The 17,848-nt window shown below is 72.5% G+C and carries 14 protein-coding genes; 6 read left to right on the plus strand and 8 right to left on the minus strand.

What is annotated here, in order from left to right:
* The first annotated feature begins 9 nt into the window (after positions 1-9).
* Complete coding sequence (locus tag IEZ31_RS34340; protein ID WP_190254218.1) at positions 10-1,344, plus strand: L-serine ammonia-lyase; 1,335 nt, start codon at positions 10-12, stop codon at positions 1,342-1,344.
* Here the strand turns inward: IEZ31_RS34340 and IEZ31_RS34345 are convergent.
* Positions 1,331-2,524, minus strand: a complete 1,194-nt coding sequence (locus tag IEZ31_RS34345) for a condensation domain-containing protein (protein WP_190254219.1) — start codon at positions 2,522-2,524, stop codon at positions 1,331-1,333. The two genes, IEZ31_RS34340 and IEZ31_RS34345, sit on opposite strands and share 14 nt — an antisense overlap.
* Positions 2,525-2,623: 99 nt before the next feature.
* Here IEZ31_RS34345 and IEZ31_RS34350 point away from each other — a divergent pair, with 99 nt between their 5' ends.
* Positions 2,624-4,795, plus strand: coding sequence for a carbohydrate-binding protein (locus IEZ31_RS34350; protein ID WP_229836094.1), 2,172 nt, complete (start codon positions 2,624-2,626; stop codon positions 4,793-4,795).
* A gap of 9 nt (positions 4,796-4,804) precedes the next feature.
* Here the strand turns inward: IEZ31_RS34350 and IEZ31_RS34355 are convergent, their stop codons facing one another.
* Positions 4,805-5,458, minus strand: coding sequence for a methyltransferase domain-containing protein (locus tag IEZ31_RS34355; protein WP_190254243.1), 654 nt, complete (start codon positions 5,456-5,458; stop codon positions 4,805-4,807).
* Between the two features lie 211 nt (positions 5,459-5,669).
* On the opposite strand from IEZ31_RS34355, the gene IEZ31_RS34360 reads away from it, so the two are divergent.
* Positions 5,670-7,496: a DUF6311 domain-containing protein gene (locus IEZ31_RS34360; RefSeq protein ID WP_190254220.1), complete on the plus strand. Its 1,827-nt coding sequence runs from the start codon at positions 5,670-5,672 to the stop codon at positions 7,494-7,496.
* 25 nt (positions 7,497-7,521) lie between these two features.
* Here the strand turns inward: IEZ31_RS34360 and IEZ31_RS34365 are convergent, their stop codons facing one another.
* The 5 genes from IEZ31_RS34365 to IEZ31_RS34385 form a co-directional block, all read right to left on the minus strand.
* The gene (locus IEZ31_RS34365) at positions 7,522-8,277 is read right to left on the minus strand and encodes a class I SAM-dependent methyltransferase (protein ID WP_190254221.1); all 756 of its coding nucleotides are present in this window, start codon (positions 8,275-8,277) and stop codon (positions 7,522-7,524) included.
* Between the two features lie 82 nt (positions 8,278-8,359).
* Positions 8,360-9,115 carry an SDR family NAD(P)-dependent oxidoreductase gene (locus IEZ31_RS34370; protein WP_190254222.1) on the minus strand — a complete coding sequence of 252 codons (756 nt, stop codon included), beginning with the start codon at positions 9,113-9,115 and terminating at the stop codon, positions 8,360-8,362.
* A 64-nt stretch (positions 9,116-9,179) separates the two neighbouring features.
* Positions 9,180-12,662 carry an NB-ARC domain-containing protein gene (locus tag IEZ31_RS34375; protein WP_190254223.1) on the minus strand — a complete coding sequence of 1,161 codons (3,483 nt, stop codon included), beginning with the start codon at positions 12,660-12,662 and terminating at the stop codon, positions 9,180-9,182.
* Positions 12,663-12,945: 283 nt separating this feature from the next.
* Complete coding sequence (locus tag IEZ31_RS34380; RefSeq protein WP_190254224.1) at positions 12,946-13,158, minus strand: DUF397 domain-containing protein; 213 nt, start codon at positions 13,156-13,158, stop codon at positions 12,946-12,948.
* 32 nt (positions 13,159-13,190) lie between these two features.
* Complete coding sequence (locus IEZ31_RS34385; protein WP_229836095.1) at positions 13,191-14,078, minus strand: helix-turn-helix domain-containing protein; 888 nt, start codon at positions 14,076-14,078, stop codon at positions 13,191-13,193.
* Between the two features lie 165 nt (positions 14,079-14,243).
* Here IEZ31_RS34385 and IEZ31_RS34390 point away from each other — a divergent pair, with 165 nt between their 5' ends.
* The 3 genes from IEZ31_RS34390 to IEZ31_RS34400 all read left to right on the plus strand — a co-directional run bounded on the left by IEZ31_RS34390 (position 14,244) and on the right by IEZ31_RS34400 (position 17,170).
* The gene (locus IEZ31_RS34390; protein ID WP_190254225.1) at positions 14,244-14,882 is read left to right on the plus strand and encodes a GOLPH3/VPS74 family protein; all 639 of its coding nucleotides are present in this window, start codon (positions 14,244-14,246) and stop codon (positions 14,880-14,882) included.
* Between the two features lie 59 nt (positions 14,883-14,941).
* On the plus strand, positions 14,942-16,471 hold the full coding sequence (locus IEZ31_RS34395) for an APC family permease (RefSeq protein ID WP_190254226.1): 1,530 nt from the start codon (positions 14,942-14,944) through the stop codon (positions 16,469-16,471).
* 84 nt (positions 16,472-16,555) lie between these two features.
* Positions 16,556-17,170, plus strand: coding sequence for a GNAT family N-acetyltransferase (locus IEZ31_RS34400; protein ID WP_190254227.1), 615 nt, complete (start codon positions 16,556-16,558; stop codon positions 17,168-17,170).
* Here the strand turns inward: IEZ31_RS34400 and IEZ31_RS34405 are convergent.
* Complete coding sequence (locus IEZ31_RS34405; RefSeq protein WP_190254228.1) at positions 17,167-17,715, minus strand: hypothetical protein; 549 nt, start codon at positions 17,713-17,715, stop codon at positions 17,167-17,169. The genes IEZ31_RS34400 and IEZ31_RS34405 overlap by 4 nt on opposite strands.
* Between the last annotated feature and the right edge of the window lie 133 nt (positions 17,716-17,848).

Consider the following 17,848-nt stretch of genomic DNA (forward strand, 5'->3'; position numbering starts at 1 on the left):
AGCCTCCCTATGGCGTTGAGTGTTTTCGATCTGTACAGCGTGGGCATCGGTCCCTCCTCCTCGCACACGGTCGGGCCGATGCGGGCCGCCGCCATGTTCGCGCGGCAGCTCGACCGGCCCGTCGCGCGGATCAAGGCCGAGCTCTTCGGCTCGCTCGGGGCCACCGGGCACGGGCACGGGTCGGCCAAGGCCGTCGTGCTCGGGCTGGAGGGGGAGGACCCGGCGACGGTCGACGTCGACGCCGCCGACGAGCGGGTCGCCGGCAAGCGCGAGCTGCGGCTCCCGAACGGCCAGACCGTCCCGTTCGACCAGGACGCCGACCTGGTGCTGCACCGGCGGCGGTCGCTGCCCGAGCACCCCAACGGGATGATCTTCCGCGCCTGGGGGCCCGCGGGGGAGCTGGTCGCCGAGCGCACGTACTTCTCGGTCGGGGGAGGGTTCGTCACCGGGCCGGACGGGATCGTGCCCGACTCCACCGAGCTGCCGCACCCGTTCGCCACCGGCGCGGAGCTGCTGCGGACGTGCCGGGCGACCGGGCTGCCGGTCAGCGGGGTGATGCGGGTCAACGAGCGGGCCTGGCGGACCGACGCGGAGGTCAGCGCCGGGCTGGGCGAGCTGTGGGACGTCATGCAGGCCTGCGTCGAGCGCGGCTGCCACCGCGAGGGGGTCCTGCCCGGGGGCCTGCGGGTCCCGCGCCGGGCGCCCGCGCTGTACCGGGACCTCAAGGCCGACGCCGAGAACCCCGACCCGCTGCGGATCATGGACTGGGTGAACCTGTTCGCCCTGGCGGTCAACGAGGAGAACGCGGCCGGCGGCCGGATCGTGACGGCGCCGACCAACGGCGCGGCCGGCATCATCCCGGCGGTCCTGCACTACTACACGCGGTTCGTGCCCGGGGCGTCGGCCGACGGCGTCGAGCGGTTCCTGCTCACGGCGGCCGCGATCGGCATCCTCATCAAGGGCGGCGCGTCGATCTCCGGCGCCGAGGTCGGCTGCCAGGGCGAGGTCGGCTCGGCGTGCGCGATGGCCGCGGCCGGCCTGTGCGAGGTCCTCGGCGGCACGCCCGAGCAGGTGGAGAACGCGGCCGAGATCGGCCTCGAACACAACCTGGGCCTCACCTGCGACCCGGTCGGCGGCCTGGTGCAGATCCCGTGCATCGAGCGCAACGCCATCGCGAGCGTGAAGGCGATCAACGCCGCCCGGCTGGCCCGCAACGGTACCGGCGAGCACAAGGTCACGCTGGACAAGGCGATCAAGACCATGCGCGAGACCGGGCGGGACATGTCGACGAAGTACAAGGAGACGGCGCGCGGCGGGCTCGCCGTGACCGTCATCGAGTGCTGACGGCGAACGCCTCCATCGCGGTGAGCATCCGCAGGACGTCGGCCTCGGCGATGTGCCAGGTGTCCAGCTCCACGGTGACCCCGGCGTCGTCGAGGTTGACCATGACCTTCTCGTTGAAGAAGCGCATCGGCTCCCGGGTGAGCCCGTGGGGCGCGTCCGCCACAGGAGCGCCGGTGCGCCGGTCGTTGTAGAAGACGCCCAGCTCGACCGGCAGGCGGGCGAGGAGCTCGAGCCGGGCGGCGGGGTCGTAGTAGGCGTGCTTGGAGGCGCTCATCGACGCCGTCCGGGCCCGGGCCACCAGCTCGTCCGGTCCGCAGGAACGAGCGTCCAGCACGATCAGGCCGTTCTGGGTCAGCGGCGACACCAGGCCGGCCAGCCCGGGCCGGAACCGGTTGCCGATGATCGCCTCGGCGACGAGCGGCCCGCCGGCGACGGCGTCCCAGGCGTGCGCGAACGACGCCAGCAGCACCCACGCCGGGTCGGCGGCCAGCCGGGCGGCCGTCGCGAAGGCGCCGCGGTACAGCGCCGGGGACCGCCAGACCAGGCGCAGGTAGCGGGGCTCGCCGCGGTCCACCGGCGGCGGGAGGCGGCGCGCCGGGACCGCCTGCAGGTGGGTCTCCCAGTGCCGCATCGCCGCCGCGGTGCTGCGCCGGGCGGGCGGCTCCTGCTGGCGCTCCCACACCTCGACCGGTGACAGCACCGGCCCCTCGGCGCGCTCCGCCAGGTCCCGCAGCATCACCTGGACCCCGCCGAGGTCGGCGGCCAGGTGCGACATGATCGCGACGACGTGCGTCGGTGCGCCGTCGCGGCAGGCCACGCCCATCCGCAGCCACCACTCCTGCGCGTGGTCGAACGGCTCGTCCCGCCAGCGGGCCGCCAGGTCGAACGCCGCCCGGTCGTCGGCGGCGTCGAGGACGTGCAGCACCGCCTCCCCGGCGCCGAAGGTCTCCTGCTTCGAGTCGCCCCGCAGCAGCGTGCGCAGCGACGGATGCCGGCCGGTATGGTATCGCAGCTCGGCCGCGAAGTCGTCCACGGTGCGGCCGTCGGTCACCGGCACGACCCCGCCGATCGGCAGCGACGAGCCGATCTCCCGCATGGCCGCCCAGACCTGCTGCTGACCCCAGGTCAGCCCGCCGACGCCGGCACCCGGGCCGGTGAACGGAACCGCGATGCGCTCCACGGGAAGATCATACGGCTTTCTTCACGACTTATATTGACGCGTGTATAAAGAACGGTGTCCCCGGGTCCCACCGCCCAGCCCCGCACCCGAGGAGGCGCCGTGAGGCGAACCCTGACGATGGCGCTAGCCGCCACCACCGCACTGATCGCAGCCCAGGCACCGGCGTCGGCCGGCGGACCCCGACCCGCCCCCGCCGTCAGCGCCACCTACTCCGCCGCCGGACAGCACTGGCAGCCGCTGACCGGCATCACCAGGGACGCAGCGGCCGACGTCACCGTCGTCGTCGACCCGAGCCGGGCCCGCCAGCGGTACAGCGGGATCGGCTTCTCGATCGACGAGACGAGCGTGTCGAACCTCTGGAAGCTCACCCCCGCCCAGCGCGAGGACGCGATCCGGCTGCTCGTCGACCCCCGCACCGGCGCCGGCCTCGACCGGTTCCGGCTGACGATCGGCAGCCCCGACCTCATCGAGCACCTGCCGTTCTGGTCCTACGACGACCTGCCCGCCGGCGTCGCCGAGGACTGGGACCTGCGGTACTTCTCGATCCAGCGCGACATCGACCTGCACATCGTCGACACCGTCAAGCTGATCCAGAAGTACAACCCGAAGGCCACGTTCTTCGCCTCGGCCTGGAGCGCCCCGGCCTGGATGAAGACCAACAACAAGTTCCTCGGCGAGGTCGCCCTCAGGCCGGGCAGCACGACCGACCACTACCAGGTCGGCAAGCTGCGCGACGAGTGCATCGACGTCTTCGCCCGCTACTACGCGAAGTACGTCGAGGCCTACGCCCGCCACGGCATCAGGGTCGACGCGCTCACGCTGCTCAACGAGCCGGGCATGGACGTCGTCTACCCCGCCATGGACATCTCCGTCGCCCAGCAGCAGAAGCTCGCGGTCGCGATCAAGCGCCGGCTGCCGCAGGTCGACCTGTACATCCACGACTTCAACTTCTGGGACTGGCGCGACCCGAACAGCACCGAGACCAAGAACTACTACCGGGTGCTCGACGACCCGGCGGCGCGGCGGGCGGCCGACGCGATCGCGTTCCACCCGTACTGGGGCGACCCCACGGTCATGCGCGACGCCTACGAGCAGACCGGCAAGCCGGTGCACCTGACCGAGACCAGCGACCTCGACCCGGCGACGATCCTGAGCTACCTCCGGCTCGACGCGAGCTCGTACGTCATGTGGGCGCAGGCCACCGACCAGGACGGCGGCACCCTGCACTGGACGCCGGCGCGGGACAACAACGTCGACTGGGACCAGGTGGCGGCGACCACGAAGTGGCCCGACCGGCTGGTCAAGGTCGACACGACCAGTCGCACGTACTCCGTGCGGGACGAGCTCTACGCCATGGGGCAGTTCGCGCGGTACCTCGACCCGTCCTACACGCGCCTGCAGTCCAGCGCCACCGCCGGCGGCGTGAGCAACGTGGCGTTCCGGGACCGCGACGGGCACTTCGTCGCCGTCCTCGGCAACGCCCGCGACACCGCGGCCCGGGTCCGGGTCACGGTCGCCGGCGAGTCGTTCGTCGCCACGGTGCCGGCCCGCGCCTACGCCACGCTCCGCTGGACCCCGGACCTGCCCCGCGCCCACGGCAACCACGCGCCGGCGTTCGCGCCGGTGGCCGACGTGGTCGCCGACCAGTACGGCACGACCCAGGTGCGGCTCACCGCCACCGACCGGGACCGCGACCGGCTCGCGTACTACGCCACCGACCTGCCCGGCGGCGTGAGCCTCGACGGGACGACCGGTGTGGTGACGCTGCGGCCGACGGTCGCCGGCACCCAGGACCTGACGTTCACGGTGACGGACGGCGTGGCCAGCGACCGGGTCACGGTCCACGTGACCGTCCGGCCGCACGGGGCGCCGGTCGGCGCGGTCGTCGAGGCGGAGGCGTACACAGCCCAGCACGGCTGGACCGACGGCGGGGCCAACTTCATCGAGAACAACGCCAGCGCCAGCGGCGGCAAGAACGTCGGCTGGACGGCGCCGGGGAACTGGCTGCAGTACCGCGTGGACATCGCCCAGGCGGGCACCTACGACCTGGAACTGCGGGTGGCCACCGGCACCGGCGGGGTCGTGCCCGACGCCGTGTCGTTGCGCGACGCCGCCGGCACGGTGCTCGCCACGGCCTCGGTGCCGGACACCGGCGGGTGGGGCAGCTACGGCTCCGTGCACGTCCCGGTGACGCTCGCCGCCGGGGATCAGATCGTCACGGTGTACTGCGAGAGCGGCGGCTTCAACCTGGACTACTTCCGCCTGGCGTAGGGCCGGGTGTCACTTCGGGCGGCGGGCGATCGCCACGACCGACTGCCCGAACGGCGGGCGCACGACGCGCTCCATGAGCCGGGTCACCGGGGCCACCGTGGTGTCGTAGAACTTCACCATCGGCCCCGGGCCCGGCAGCTGCCGCAGCAGGCAGGTGGACACGTAGTAGCCGATGAGTCCCAGCGAGTTGGCGTAGTGCAGCCGCTCGATCCGCAGATCGGCGGCGAGCAGCGCGGCGCGCATCGTCTTGCGCGTGTAGCGGCGCACGTGCCCGGTGGCGACGTCGGCCGGGCCCATCGCGAACGGGAACGCCGGCACCACGATCACCACGTAGCCGCCCGGCCGGACCATCGCCCGCATGGTGCGCAGCGCGCCGATGTCGTCCTCGATGTGCTCCAGCACGTTGTAGGAGACCGCGGCGCTGTGGTCGGCGGTGTCGTCGCTGGGCAGCATGAGCTCGCGGACCGTGACGTCCCGGTTGGCGGCGAACCGCTCCTTGAGCGCCAGGATGCGGCCCGGGTCGGCCTCCGTCAGCGTCATGCGCGGTGCGTGCACCAGCCACTCCGCCGCGTAGTCGCCGAGCCCGGCGCTGACCTCGATCGGGTGGTCGCCGAGGAAGGGCGTGGCGAACGCGACGAACCACTTGCGGTGGTTCTTCGCCATCGCGAGGCCTTCGAGGACCTCCGACTGCACGAGCTGGTCGCCCAGGATCCCGGCGCTCGGAGGATGCTCCGCGTTGGGCACGGCTGGTCCTCTCGGTGGTCGCTGACGGTGGTCCGGGATCATGGTATCCGCAGTCGGCGTAGTTTATATCCATCGATGGTTGTGCCACCAGGGCGACCCCTTTCGGCCTGCGGCCCTCTATCGTGTCAGCGTGAAAATCGGTGAAAAGGCCAGTCGGCTGTTTCGGGCGCACGCGTTCGATCTCTCCGCCGTCGCGAGCTACCTGCTGTTCGCCGTCGTGGTCCTCCAGCATCTCTGGGGCAACCCCCGCACCAGGATGCTCACCGACAACACCCAGGACCAGATCTTCTTCGAGTGGGTGCTCACGCACGCCGCCCGGGTGGTGACCCACGGCGAGTCGCCGATCTTCACCGACGAGATGAACTCCCCGCTCGGGGTCAACCTCATGGCCAACACCTCGATCCTGGGCCTGGCGCTGCCGCTGAGCCCGGTCACGCTCCTGTTCGGCGCCGGCGTCACGTTCGCGCTGGTCTGCACCCTGGCCCTGGCCGGCACGGCCACCGGGTGGTATCTCTTCCTCTCCCGCGTCGTCGTGCGCTCGAAGGGCGCCGCGTACCTCGGCGGCCTGTTCTGCGGCTTCGCGCCGGCGATGATCTCGCAGATCACCGGCCACCCCAACATCGCCGGGCAGTACCTCATCCCGTTCGTCATCTGGGCCGTCTTCCGCCTCCGCGACGGCTCGCCGGTCCGCCGCGGCCTGGTGCTCGCCGCGCTCGTGGTCTACCAGTGCTTCATCAACGAGGAGATCCTCTTCCTCACCGCCTGCGCCCTGGCCGTGTTCCTGCTGGTGTACCTGCGCCCGCGCGAGTTCCTCCCGGCCGCCCGCGCCGCCCTGCCCGCGCTCGGGATCACGGCCGTCGTCGCCGGCGTGCTCCTGGCCTACCCGCTGTTCCACCAGTTCTTCGGCCCCCAGGCGTACCGCGGCCTGCCCGACTTCGTGCTGAAGATCAACACCGACCTGGCCTCGTTCACCGAGTTCAGCCGCCGCTCGATCGTCGGCGACCCGGCCCGGATCGAGAACATGGGCGGGGCCACGGAGGAGAACACGTTCTTCGGCTGGCCGCTGGTCGGCCTGCTGGCGGCGGCCCTGGTCGTCCTGGCCCGCCACCGGGCGGCCCGCGCCCTGTACGCCACCGGGATCGTCTTCGCCGTCCTCTCCCTGGGCATCGTGGTGAAGCGCCACGGCGCGGAGACGTCCTGGCACGGCCCGTGGGAGTGGGTGCACAAGCTGCCGCTGTTCGACTCGGTCGTCCCGACGCGGCTGGCCCTGGTCGTGACCCCGGTGGTCGGCGTGATCGTCGCGCTGATCGCCGACCGCCTGGTGGTCCAGCCGGCCGCCGCCGCGGCGGGGGCGCTCGACACCGAGGCGCCCAATGCGGTGGAGCGCGGTGCGGGGCAGGCCGCCGAGGAACCGGCGGCAGACCGGCGGCCGTCGCCGACGGCGCCGATCCTCTGGGCCGTGGCCCTCGCCGTCGCGCTGGTGCCGCTCGTGCCCACCCCGCAGCCGGCCGACGAGCGGTCCACCGTCCCCGCGTTCTTCACCAGCGGCGCGTGGCGGGGCCACATCCCCGAGGGCGGCACCGTCGTCGTGGTCCCCGGGGGCTGGTGGGAGAGCCTCGACGCGATGCGGTACGCGACCGCGGCCAACCTCGACTTCAGCATCGCCGGCGGGTACTTCCTCGCGCCCGACCCGAACGACCCCGAGCGCCAGGCGATGTTCGGGCCCGCGCAGCCGGCGACCATGGGGCTGCTGGCCGGGGTCGCCAACGACGGCGCCGTGCCGCAGGTGACCCCGGAGCAGCAGGAGCAGGCCCGGGCCGACGCGCGGTACTGGAAGGCGACCACCATCGTGCTCGCCGAGCAGCACGGCAACAGCGACGCCATCCGGCAGACCGTCGACCAGCTCTACGGCGCCGGGCAGCACGTCACGGACGTGTGGGTGTGGGACGTGCGCTGACGGAAGCCCCACGGCGGGACAACGGTCACGCGGAATAGGCGACCAGTCGCGGGGAGAGGCGGTAGGCGCGCGGGCGGTCCGGGTCGGGCAGCGCGCGCAGCCGGGCGACGACCGGGACGACCACGTCGCGCCAGACGGTGTCGTCGACGTTCCAGAGGTACGACCAGAGCCGCTCCTCGATGCTCTCGGCGAACTCGTTCGGTGACTCGGCGAACGCCGTCGACGCCACCCAGGACACCCCGGCCGGGCGCAGGTCGGCGGCGGCCGCGGCGCCGTCGAGGGTCGGGGCCGAGTCGGGGCGGTCGTCGCGCAGCGGGCCGAGCGGGGCCACCGCCGCGGTCAGGTCGTCGTCGTCCGGCACCCGGCGCGGGATGCCGTGCACCGCGATCACCCGCCCGCCGGGCCGGACCACCCGGGCCGCCTCGGCGACGGCGGCGTAGACGTCGCCGATGGCGTGCAGCGCGGTCACGAAGACGACGTTGTCGACCGCGCCGGCGGCGAACGGCAGGGCCGTCGCGTCCGCCTGGACGACGGACGGCCCGAGCCGCTCCCGCGCGTGCCGCAGCATGCCGGCCGACAGGTCGGCGCCGAAGACCGTGACGCCGAGCGCCCGCAGCGCGGTGGCGACGACGCCGGTGCCGACGCCGACCTCCAGGACCGTGCCCGGCACGAGCCACGGCAGGATGTCGGCGGCGAGCACCACCCCCCGCTCCGTGCCGCCCCGGCGGTCGTCGTAGCGGTCGGCGATCCGGTCGAAGGACCGTGACGGGCGCCCGTTCATGGCCGAACGGTATCGCCCCACGGGCCGGGTGCGCGACCCGGTCATCACCGGGTCAAGAGCCGACAGGCCCCGACCGGATCAATCAGCTCGGGAACATTCCCGTCACGTTGACGAAGGTGCCGGTCATCCCGGCGGCGTGCGGCGAGGCCAGGAACGCGATCGTCTCGGCGATCTCCGGCAGGCGCGGCGAGCGGCGCAGCATCCGCAGCTGGGCCAGGTTGGCCAGGATGCCCTCGACCGCGGCCTCGTCGATCGCCGGGTTCACCGCGGCCAGCTTCTCCACGGTGAGCGTCTCCGGGATGCCGGCCACCCACACGCCGATCACCCGCACGCCCTGCGGCCCGACCTCCATCGCCAGGTTGCGCACGAACGTGTCGATCGCCGCGTCCGCCGGCCCGGTGCTGCCCATCATCGGGCTGCCGTGCGACGACCCGCTGTTCAGCGCGACGATCACCCCGCCGCCCTGGGCCGCCATCCGCTTGGCGGCGGCCCGGGCGGTGATGAAGTTCGTGGTGGCGCCGTTCGTCACCGCGCGGGTGAAGTCGGCGACGCTCATGTCGACCAGCGGCGTGCCCTGCGCGTCGCCGCGCGGCACGAGGTTGAGCGACACGTCGATGCGGCCCACGGCGTCGGCGTGCGCCTCGACGGCGGCCTCGTCGTACGCGTCGACGACCGCCGCCTCGGCCTTGCCGCCCTCGGCCCGGATCCGCTCGGCGGCCGCCTCCAGGGTCTCGCGCGTCCGCCCGGTCAGGTGGACGAGGTCGCCCTGCCGGGCGAACACCCCGGCCACGGCCGACCCGATGTTGCCCGCTGCCCCGTAGATCACGACGTTGCGCATTTCGGTTGTCTCCTCCGGCGTTCGGTTGGTGTACGCCAGGTGAAACGCCGCCCCGCGCGGGAACTCATCGGTCGCCCGGAAGAAAGTTCAGGAGATAGACGCCGGCGCCGCCCACGGCGCAGATGGTCGTGCCGTCGGGGTGCCACGCGATGCCCTCGACCGGCCCGGCCAGCCGCAGCGCGCACACGCACCGGCCGGTCGCCACCTGCCAGATGCGGATCGTGCTGTCGTTGCCGGTGGTGGCCAGCAGCGTGCCGTCCGGCGCGAACGCGGCCTGGAACACGAGCCCCGTGTGACCGCTCAGCACCCGGTACCGGGTGCCAGTCTCGGCGTGCCAGAGCCGGACGACCTGCTCGTCACAGGTGGCCAGCAGCGTGCCGTCGGGCGAGAACGGGCAGGCGCCGGACCCGCGGTGATGCGGCAGCTCCCAGCGCACCGTGCCGTCGGCGACCCGCCACACCCGCACCGTGAGGTCGTCGCCCGACGTGGCCAGCAGCGTGCCGTCCGGCGACCAGGCACAGCCCCAGATCGACGCCGTGTGGCCGGTCAGGCGGGCCAGCTCGGTGCCGGTGTCGGTGCGCCACAGCCGGACGGCCCGGTCCCAGCCGGCGGTGGCCAGGGTCCCGCCGTCGGGGGAGAAGGCCAGGCAGGTCACCCGGTCGGTGTGGCCGGCCAGGGCGGCGTGCGGCGCGCCGTCGGCGGCCTGCCAGACCCGCACCGCCCGGTCCCAGCCGGCCGCGGCGACGAGTCGGCCGTCGGGGGAGAAGGCGCAGCTGTCCATCCAGCTGCCGTCGCCGGTGAGCACGCCGAGCGGCGCACGGTCGGCGACCCGCCACAGCCGGACGGTGGCGTCGCCCTTGGCCACCGCGAGCGTGCCGCCGTCGGGGGAGAAGGCGCACCCGACGGCCCAGTCGGTGCTGCCGGTGAGCACGACGCGTTCGGTACCGCCGGAAAGCTCCCACAACCGGGCCGTGCCGTCGACGCTCGTCGTGGCCAGCAGCGCGCCGTCGCCGGAGAACGCGCACCCGAGGACCAGCCGCGCCGTGTGCCCCTGCAGCCGGGCGCGCTCGGTCAGCGTCGCCACGTCGTACAGCCGGGCCGCGCGGTCCAGCCCGGCGGTGGCCAGCAGCGACCCGTCCGGGGAGAACGCGCAGCCGCAGGCGTGCCCGTCGACGACCCCGTAGCGGCTGCCGTCGGCGACCCGCCAGACCCGGGTGGTGAGGTCGTCGCTCGTGGAGGCGAGCAGCGTGCCGTCGGGGGAGAAGGCGACCTCGTGGACGGTGCCGCCGTGGCCGGTGAGCACCGCGTGCGCGGCGCCGGCGGCGACCTTCCACAGCCGCACCGTGCCGTCGGCGGACGCGGTGGCCAGCAGCGTGCCGTCCGGGGAGAAGGCGCAGCCGTTGACCTCGTCGGTGTGGCCGGCCAGCACGGTCACCGCGGTCCCGTCGGCGGCGGCCCACAGCCGTACCGTCCCGTCGGTCCCGGTCGAGGCGAGCAGGCTTCCGTCGGGCGAGAACGCGCACCGGGTGATCGCCCCGGCGTGCCCGGTGAGGTGTGGCCGCTGGGTGCCGTCGGCGACCCGCCACAGCCGTACCGTCCCGTCGTGCCCGGCGGTGGCCAGCAGCGACCCGTCCGGGGAGAAGGCACAGCCGTAGATCGGCGCGGTGTGCCCGATGAACAGCGCCTGCTGCGTGCCGTCCGGCACCCGCCACAGCCGGATCGTGGCGTCGTCGCCGGTCGTCGCCAGCAGCGTGCCGTCGGGCGAGAACGCGCAGTTGGTGACCGGGCCGACGTGCCCGGCCGGCTCGGTCGGCTGGGTCGGGTCGGGCAGGTCGGGCAGCGGCCAGATCGGCTCCAGGCGGGGCGCCGGCAGCGCGTCGCGGTAGCGCCGCACCTGCTCCGCCAGCCCGGGGATGCCGTGCAGCCGGCTGGCCAGGGTCGCGGCGAGCGCCTCCGGCGGGTCGATCGGGCCGAGCAGGTGCGCGGCGTGGGCCAGGACCCGCCGCAGGGTCCGGCCGGTGGGGGTGCCGATGAGCGCGAGGTCGGCGTCGAGGGTGACGACCGAGTCGAACCGGCGGGTCTTCGCCTCGATCCAGCGCGGGTCGCAGACGAGCGCGGGCAGCTCGCCGCCCCGGCCGGCGCCGTGGAGGTGGTACGGCAGGTACCGCCACAGGTAGCGGGCGCCGGCCGGCAGCCGCCACCACTCGCCGGGCGCCGGCAGCAGCCCGGCGGCGGCGTCGACCAGCCGGGCGTGCACCTCCTCCTGCCGGGCGGGCTCGGCGTTGCGCAGGTGGGCGAGCATCACGTCGTGCAGGACCAGCCGACGGCCGGGCGCGTCGAGCCGGTAGTCGCTGACCAGGCCGAGGCCGGCCAGCTCCTCGCACAGCGCCTCGACCCGGTTCGGCGGCCAGAGCAGGGCGAGCACGTCCAGCGGGATGTCGACGTCCTCGGGGAAGACGGCGAGGTCGTGGTACCGCCTCCGGTCCTGCGGCCCGAGCAGGGCGAGGCTGGCGTCGATGGTGGCGGCCACCGCCTGGCTGCGGTCGACCGGCCGGGCCGGGTCGAACGCGGCCGGCCCCTCGGCCCGCAGCCGCTCGGTGATCTCGCGGGCCGCCTGGTGCGGCGACTGCCCGCGGCTGACCCGGCGCCGCAGCGCGCCGTTGACCAGGTTCAGCAGCAGCGGCCAGCGCCCGGCCAGCTCGGCCAGCCGGTCCGCGTCGCCGGCGGCCAGCCCGGGCAGCCCGCCGGCGACGAGCTGGCGGGCCTGCGCGTCGGACATCGCGTCGACCCGCACGCACGGCGCGCCGGCCGGCAGCAGGTCGGGGATCCGGGTGGTGACGAGCCGGGTGCAGGCCCGCCCGCCGAACCGGAAGGGGCGCAGCTGCGTCTCGTCCCACACGTCGTCGAGCACGAGCAGGACGGGGTCGCGCTCGCGCTCGTCGAGGATGCGGCCGAGCTCGGCGCCGGCGGCGTCCGGGTCGACGAGCGCGGGCCGCGACCCGGACAGCGCGAACGCCAGGTCGTTGATCCGCACCGCGAGGTCGGCGCCGTGCACCTCCTGGCCGATGGTGAGCCACAGCAGGCCGCCGGAGAAGCGCTCGCGCACCCGCGGCTGGTGGCTGACCCAGGCGGCGAGCCGCGTCTTGCCGAACCCGCCGGCCCCGCGCAGCGCGGTGGTCAGCCCGACCTCGGCCGGCCCGCCCGCGGCCGCCTTGTCCCGCGCGGCCGGCTCCGGGGCCGGGCCCACGAGGACCTCGATCAGCTCGGCGCCCAGCTCCGGGCGGGGCACCATGCGCTCCAGCGGCGGCGCCATCCACGGCCGCCGCTCCGGCGCGGGCGGCGCCGGGCGGTGGACGGCCTGCCGCTGCTCGGTGAAGACCAGCAGCAGCCCGGCGGCGGTGATCGGCAGGGCCAGGATGTTCGCCCAGCCGGCCGCCGCGTTCACGTCGCCGGTGGACGCGATCCACACCGGCGCCGCGACGCACACCAGCAGGACGGCGAAACCGACGAGCGACCAGCCGAGCCGCCCGGGGCGTGAGATTCGCACCCGTCCATCGTCGCGGAACCGGTGCGCCTCCCAGAAGGCTCCGCGGCGGGACTGACTGCTTCGGCCGTCCTTGCAGATACTGCGAAACGTGCTCCTGGCATCACGCCGCGGATAGGCAATACCATCGATCGGAGCTTCACGGAGGGCCGATGCGTCCGAGCATCAGCCCTCCGCTGTGCGCTGTCAGGCGTCGTCGAGACCAATTCGACGAACCTGTGCGAAGGTTCGTGGCACGACGATGTGCCGTGTGCCTTCAGGGACGAACTCTCTTGCATGACGACCGTTAGTGGGCGGTATCGAAGCTGCCCTTCTTTGTGCCGTCCACAAACGATTCCCACGCCATCGGCGTGAATCGTAACGCCGGGCCGTCCGGATTCTTGCTGTCGCGGACGGCGACGGCTGTGTCGAGCATTGCGACCTCGACGCAGTTACTGCCGCCGTTGCCGTTGCTGCGGCTGCTCTTGCGCCAGGCGGTGTCGCTGAGTTGCGCAGACATGATCGCACCTCCTCTCTACGGAGACTTGCCAGCTACTCGTCGAGCAGACCCTGGATCATGCCGACCGACGAGGACTGGCTGAGTGCCTTCGTGCTCAGTCGCTCGAACTCGTCCCGGTAACGCGTGACCTCTGCAGGCTGCTCCTCGTAGTAGTCCCCGGCAAGTCCTTCCAGGTAGACGACGTCCAAGTGGGCGACGTCATCGAACTCCAGCAGGGCCATCGACCCGCCCATGAGGGCGTGTTCGCCGGCACCAAAGGGCAGAATCTGCACGTTCACGTTCGGCATGGCCGCGGCTGTGATAATCCGCTGCCACTGCTCCCGCATGACCTGCTCGCCGCCCACCGTGCGGCGCACCACCGACTCGTCGATGATCGCCCACAGGGTGAGCTTCGGGTCCGTGACCAGGCGCTCCTGCCGCTGCAGGCGCAGCGCGACCCGGCGGTCGATCGACTGCTGCGGGTCGTTGCGCCGGCCGGTGCCCATGAGGGCCCGCATATAGGCCTCGGTCTGCAGCAGGCCCGGCAGGACGATCGGCTCCCAGACCTTCGCCGTGGAGGCGTCCGCCTCCATGCCGACGAAGTTGCCCGGGCGCATGACGTCCTTGTAGTCGGTCCACCAGCCGCGCTGGCGGGCCAGCCGGGCCAGCGTGAGCAGCGCCTCCCGGTAGGTGGCGTCGGCGACGCCGTAGAGCGAGAGCAGGTCGGCGACGTCCCGGGGGGTGACCGGGACGCGGGCGTTCTCGATGCGGGTGACCTTCGCCGAGTGCCACTCGAAGTGGCGGGAGACGAACTCCTGCGTGAGCCCGGCATCCTCCCGGCATTTCTTCAGCTCCGCGGCCAGTCGCCGGCGACGGAGTGTGGGGCCCTCGTCGACCGCCACCGTCGCCTCCCCCGGTTTCCGCGTGGTGTCAATCTGCACGCCCTTGATCCTATGCAATTTGGATTTGAGTGAGACCCCGAGTCTAGTACTCGTTGCGCTACACGTAGTGCTTGATACATGATGCTGAAGACATCGAGGACCGTACCCCCGGTCCGAATTTTCGTGATCTCCTTTCGCCGACGTGCTCAAAGGAGTGTGGTCGCGATGCTTGCCAACAGCTATTACTTGATCGCGCACGACGACCGGACGGGCCGCTCACGCCTGCATCCACGGGCGACCGGCCTCGGCCTGGCGGCCGGGCTGCTGGGTGAGCTGATGCTGTACGGCCGGCTTCGCGCCATGACGGGAGACCTCTACGTCGTCAGCCACGAGCCACCGGGAGACTCGCTCTCCCACAGCCTGCTCGACCTGCTCGTCGCCCAGCCGCAGCACCGGGAGATCCGCACCTGGCTCGCGTACCTGTCCCAGGACGCGACCGGCCAGGTCGGTGAGCGGCTGCTGCGGGCCGGGATCGTCGAGCCGGTGACCCGGCGCAAGCTGCTGGGCGCCGAGACGCTCTACATGCCCATGACCCCCGACCAGCGCAACGCGGCGGCGTGGGAGTCGATCCGGCTGGCCGAGGCGATGAGCCGCCGCCGGTCGATGAACCTCACCGACCGGGTCCTCACCGCGCTCGTGGTGGCGACCGGCCTCACCCGCTACGTGTTCTTCAGCCCCCAGCAGCAGCGTGACTGCATGCAGAACATGCCGAACATCATGGCGTCGCTGCCCGACGATCTCGTCCAGCTCGTCCAGTACACCGAGGCGGCCGTGGGCTCCGCGCTCGCGGCCGGCCGCCGGTGACGGCGACGGCGGGGCGGCACCACATCCGGCGCGGCGACTCCAGCATGAGGAGACCGAACATGGCTCGTACCCCGACGACCGGGCCCGACATCGTGGCCCGGGGGCTCGCCCGCAACCGGCTGGGCGTGCCATCGGTGGTGTTCTTCGGCGTCGCCGGCGCGGCGCCGCTCACGGTGATCCTCGGCGCCGTCTCGACGATCTACTCGGTCGTCGGCAACACCGCGGTGCCGCTGGTGTACTTCGTGGCGGCGCTGATCCTGTCCGTGTTCACGGTCGGGTTCGTCGCCATGAGCCGGCACATCGTCAACTCCGGGGCGTTCTACTCGTACATCAGCCACGGGCTCGGCCGGGTCACCGGCGTGTCCGCGGCGTTCGTCGCGCTGCCGGCCTACGCGGCGATGCAGATCGGCCTGCTCGGCCTGTTCGGCGTGGTCGCCTCCGGCATCCTCGCCGAGTTCGGCGTGAACGCGAGCTGGTTCGTCTGCGCGCTTGTCGGCTGGTTCCTGGTCGCCGTGCTCGGCATGCTCTGGGTCGACCTGTCCGGCAAGGTCCTCGCGGTGCTGCTCACCGCGGAGATCGTGATCGTGCTCATCTACGACGCCGTGATGATCGCCAACCCGGGTGAGGGCCGGGTGACCTTCGAGAGCCTGGCACCACAGCAGCTGCTGAGCCCGGAAGTCGTGGCGATGCTGGTGCTGGCCATCGCGGGCTTCGTCGGCTTCGAGGCGACCGTCGTGCTGTCCGAGGAGGCCAAGGACCCGAAGCGCACGATCGCCCGGGCGACGCACTGGGCGGTCCTGCTGCCCGGCCTGCTGTGCGGCGTCTCGGCGTGGGCGATGTCGGTCGGGGCCGGGCCGGGCCGGGTCGTGCAGGCAGCCCGCGACCAGGACACCGACCTGGTCTTCAACCTCGTCGGCGCGCACGTGCCCGAGGTGCTCGTCAGCATCGGCTACGTGCTGTTCCTCACCAGCGTGTTCGCCGCCATGCTCGCGTTCCATGCGGCCGTGGCCCGCTACCAGTTCGCCCTCGGGCGCGAGGGGGTGCTGCCGCGCCCGTGGGGCTACGCGCACCCGCGCACGGGTGCGCCGCTGCTCGGCTCGATCACCCAGAGTCTGCTCGCGGTCGCGGTGCTCACGCTGTACTTCGTCACCGGCACCAAGCCCCTGATCTACCTGTTCGCGTGGGGCACCGTGGTCGGCGGGCTCGGCGTCCTCATCCTGATGTGGGGCGCGTCCGCGGCGGTCATCGCGTTCTTCCTGCGCCACCGGCGGCGGGAGAACGTGTGGCGTGCCCAGATCGCCCCGCTGCTCGCCTTCCTCCTGCTCAGCGTCGTGCTCGCGGCCACCGTGATCGGCCTCGGCGACCTGCTGCAGGTCGGTCCCGACTCACCCTTCCGCTGGATCTTCCCGACCGCGTACGCCATCTTCGCCACGCTCGGGCTCGGTTGGGGCGTCATCATGCGGGGGCTGCGACCGGCGGACTACGCCGGCATCGGGCGGGGCGCCGAGGGCCGGATCGTGGCCGACATCCCGGTCCAGCGCGCCGCCCACTCGACGGCGCTCAGCGCCAACGTGGCCCACCACGCCTGAGGACCGCCGCGCCGGGCGGTTTCCTTCGGGCGACCGCCCCACCCGGCCGCCGCGCTCGCTGGCTACTTCGAAGAGAGGATGCTCATGACGCACGCCATCCAGGACGTCGTGGTCCGCGACATCGATCCGGTGGACACCGACGAGATCACGGCCGTGCTCGCCGCGGCCATGAGCGACGGGCCGGTCGCCCGCTGGCTCATGCCCGACGCGAGCGTGCGCCGCGCGTGCAGCCCCGACTACTTCACCATCTACGCCGACCACGCGGTGCGCTTCGGCGAGGTCTACGCCACCGTCGACCCGATCGACGGGCGGCTCTCCGGCGTGGCCCTGTGGTTCCCGCTCACCCGCATGATCCCGCCGCCGTACGACTACGACCGGCGGCTCAAGGAGGTCGCCGGGGCGGCCTTCGACCGCGTCTGCGAGCTCGACGCGGCGCTCGACGCGCACCACCCGGTGGTGCCGCACCACTACCTCGCGTTCCTCGCGGTGCGGCCCGACCGGCAGAACCTCGGCATCGGCAGCTCGATGCTCGCGCGCCATCACGCGCGCCTCGATCGCGCGGGCCTGCCGGCCTACCTGGAGTCGAACGACCCGCGCAACCGCGAGCTGTACCTGCGCCACGGCTACGTGAGCCGGCCGCCGATCATGCTGCCGGACGGCCCGCCCGTGTGGCCGATGTGGCGCGAGCCCTATCGCTAGCCCGCCGAGGGGAAGTCGTAGAGCCAGTACTGCTGCTCGTCGATGCGCTCGGCGCGCACGTCGCCGGAGAGCCGGTGCAGCATGAGCCGCACCACGCGGGACATGCGCCGGACCTCGTCGGTCCGGTTGCAGAAGTCCAGCGCGATGAGGCCGTTCTGCCCTGCCGCCGTGAAGTACATCGCCGAGACCAGGTCGCCGAACGCCGTCGCCGCCCGGCTGTCCTGCTGGGTGGCGACGAAGCCGCAGTACCAGATCCGCTGGTCGGCGTAGTGGGCCGGCCAGCGGCGCTCGAAGTACTGCGGGGAGATCAAGGGGACCGCGTCGAGCTGGTTGGTGTAGATGGACAGGCCCCGGAGCGCGTCGTCGAGGTCGAGGCAGAGGTACTTCTGGATCCGCGGGTCGCCCATGACCTCGTCGAACTCATTGCGGTACATGAGGTGGCGCTGGACCGCGAGCGCGTTGAGCTCTTTGAATGCTTCCGAGTACAGCGTCCACGCCTCTTCGCGGAGATCGCCTTGCACTAGATCGACAATCTTGACGTTCATGTCCTGGGGCTCCGATCGCCGTCGGCAGGGCAGACTGGGTCTGTCGTGTACTCGATCAACTTCTTTCGATCGATGGTGTATTGACGGTAATACAAAAGTCACCCTGCGCAATATAGGGTGTCGTCAACATCAT

Source organism: Dactylosporangium sucinum (assembly GCF_014647515.1).
GTDB lineage: Bacteria > Actinomycetota > Actinomycetes > Mycobacteriales > Micromonosporaceae > Dactylosporangium > Dactylosporangium sucinum.

Bases quoted from the DNA above. Each gene is read 5' to 3' on its own strand.
- IEZ31_RS34365 (WP_190254221.1), bottom strand. From the start codon at position 8,277: ATGAACGGGCGCCCGTCACGGTCCTTCGACCGGATCGCCGACCGCTAC.
- IEZ31_RS34390 (WP_190254225.1), top strand. From the start codon at position 14,244: ATGCTTGCCAACAGCTATTACTTGATCGCGCACGACGACCGGACGGGC.
- IEZ31_RS34370 (WP_190254222.1), bottom strand. From the start codon at position 9,115: ATGCGCAACGTCGTGATCTACGGGGCAGCGGGCAACATCGGGTCGGCC.
- IEZ31_RS34395 (WP_190254226.1), top strand. From the start codon at position 14,942: ATGGCTCGTACCCCGACGACCGGGCCCGACATCGTGGCCCGGGGGCTC.
- IEZ31_RS34380 (WP_190254224.1), bottom strand. From the start codon at position 13,158: ATGTCTGCGCAACTCAGCGACACCGCCTGGCGCAAGAGCAGCCGCAGC.
- IEZ31_RS34400 (WP_190254227.1), top strand. From the start codon at position 16,556: ATGACGCACGCCATCCAGGACGTCGTGGTCCGCGACATCGATCCGGTG.
- IEZ31_RS34405 (WP_190254228.1), bottom strand. From the start codon at position 17,715: ATGAACGTCAAGATTGTCGATCTAGTGCAAGGCGATCTCCGCGAAGAG.
- IEZ31_RS34355 (WP_190254243.1), bottom strand. From the start codon at position 5,458: ATGGCGAAGAACCACCGCAAGTGGTTCGTCGCGTTCGCCACGCCCTTC.
- IEZ31_RS34340 (WP_190254218.1), top strand. From the start codon at position 10: ATGGCGTTGAGTGTTTTCGATCTGTACAGCGTGGGCATCGGTCCCTCC.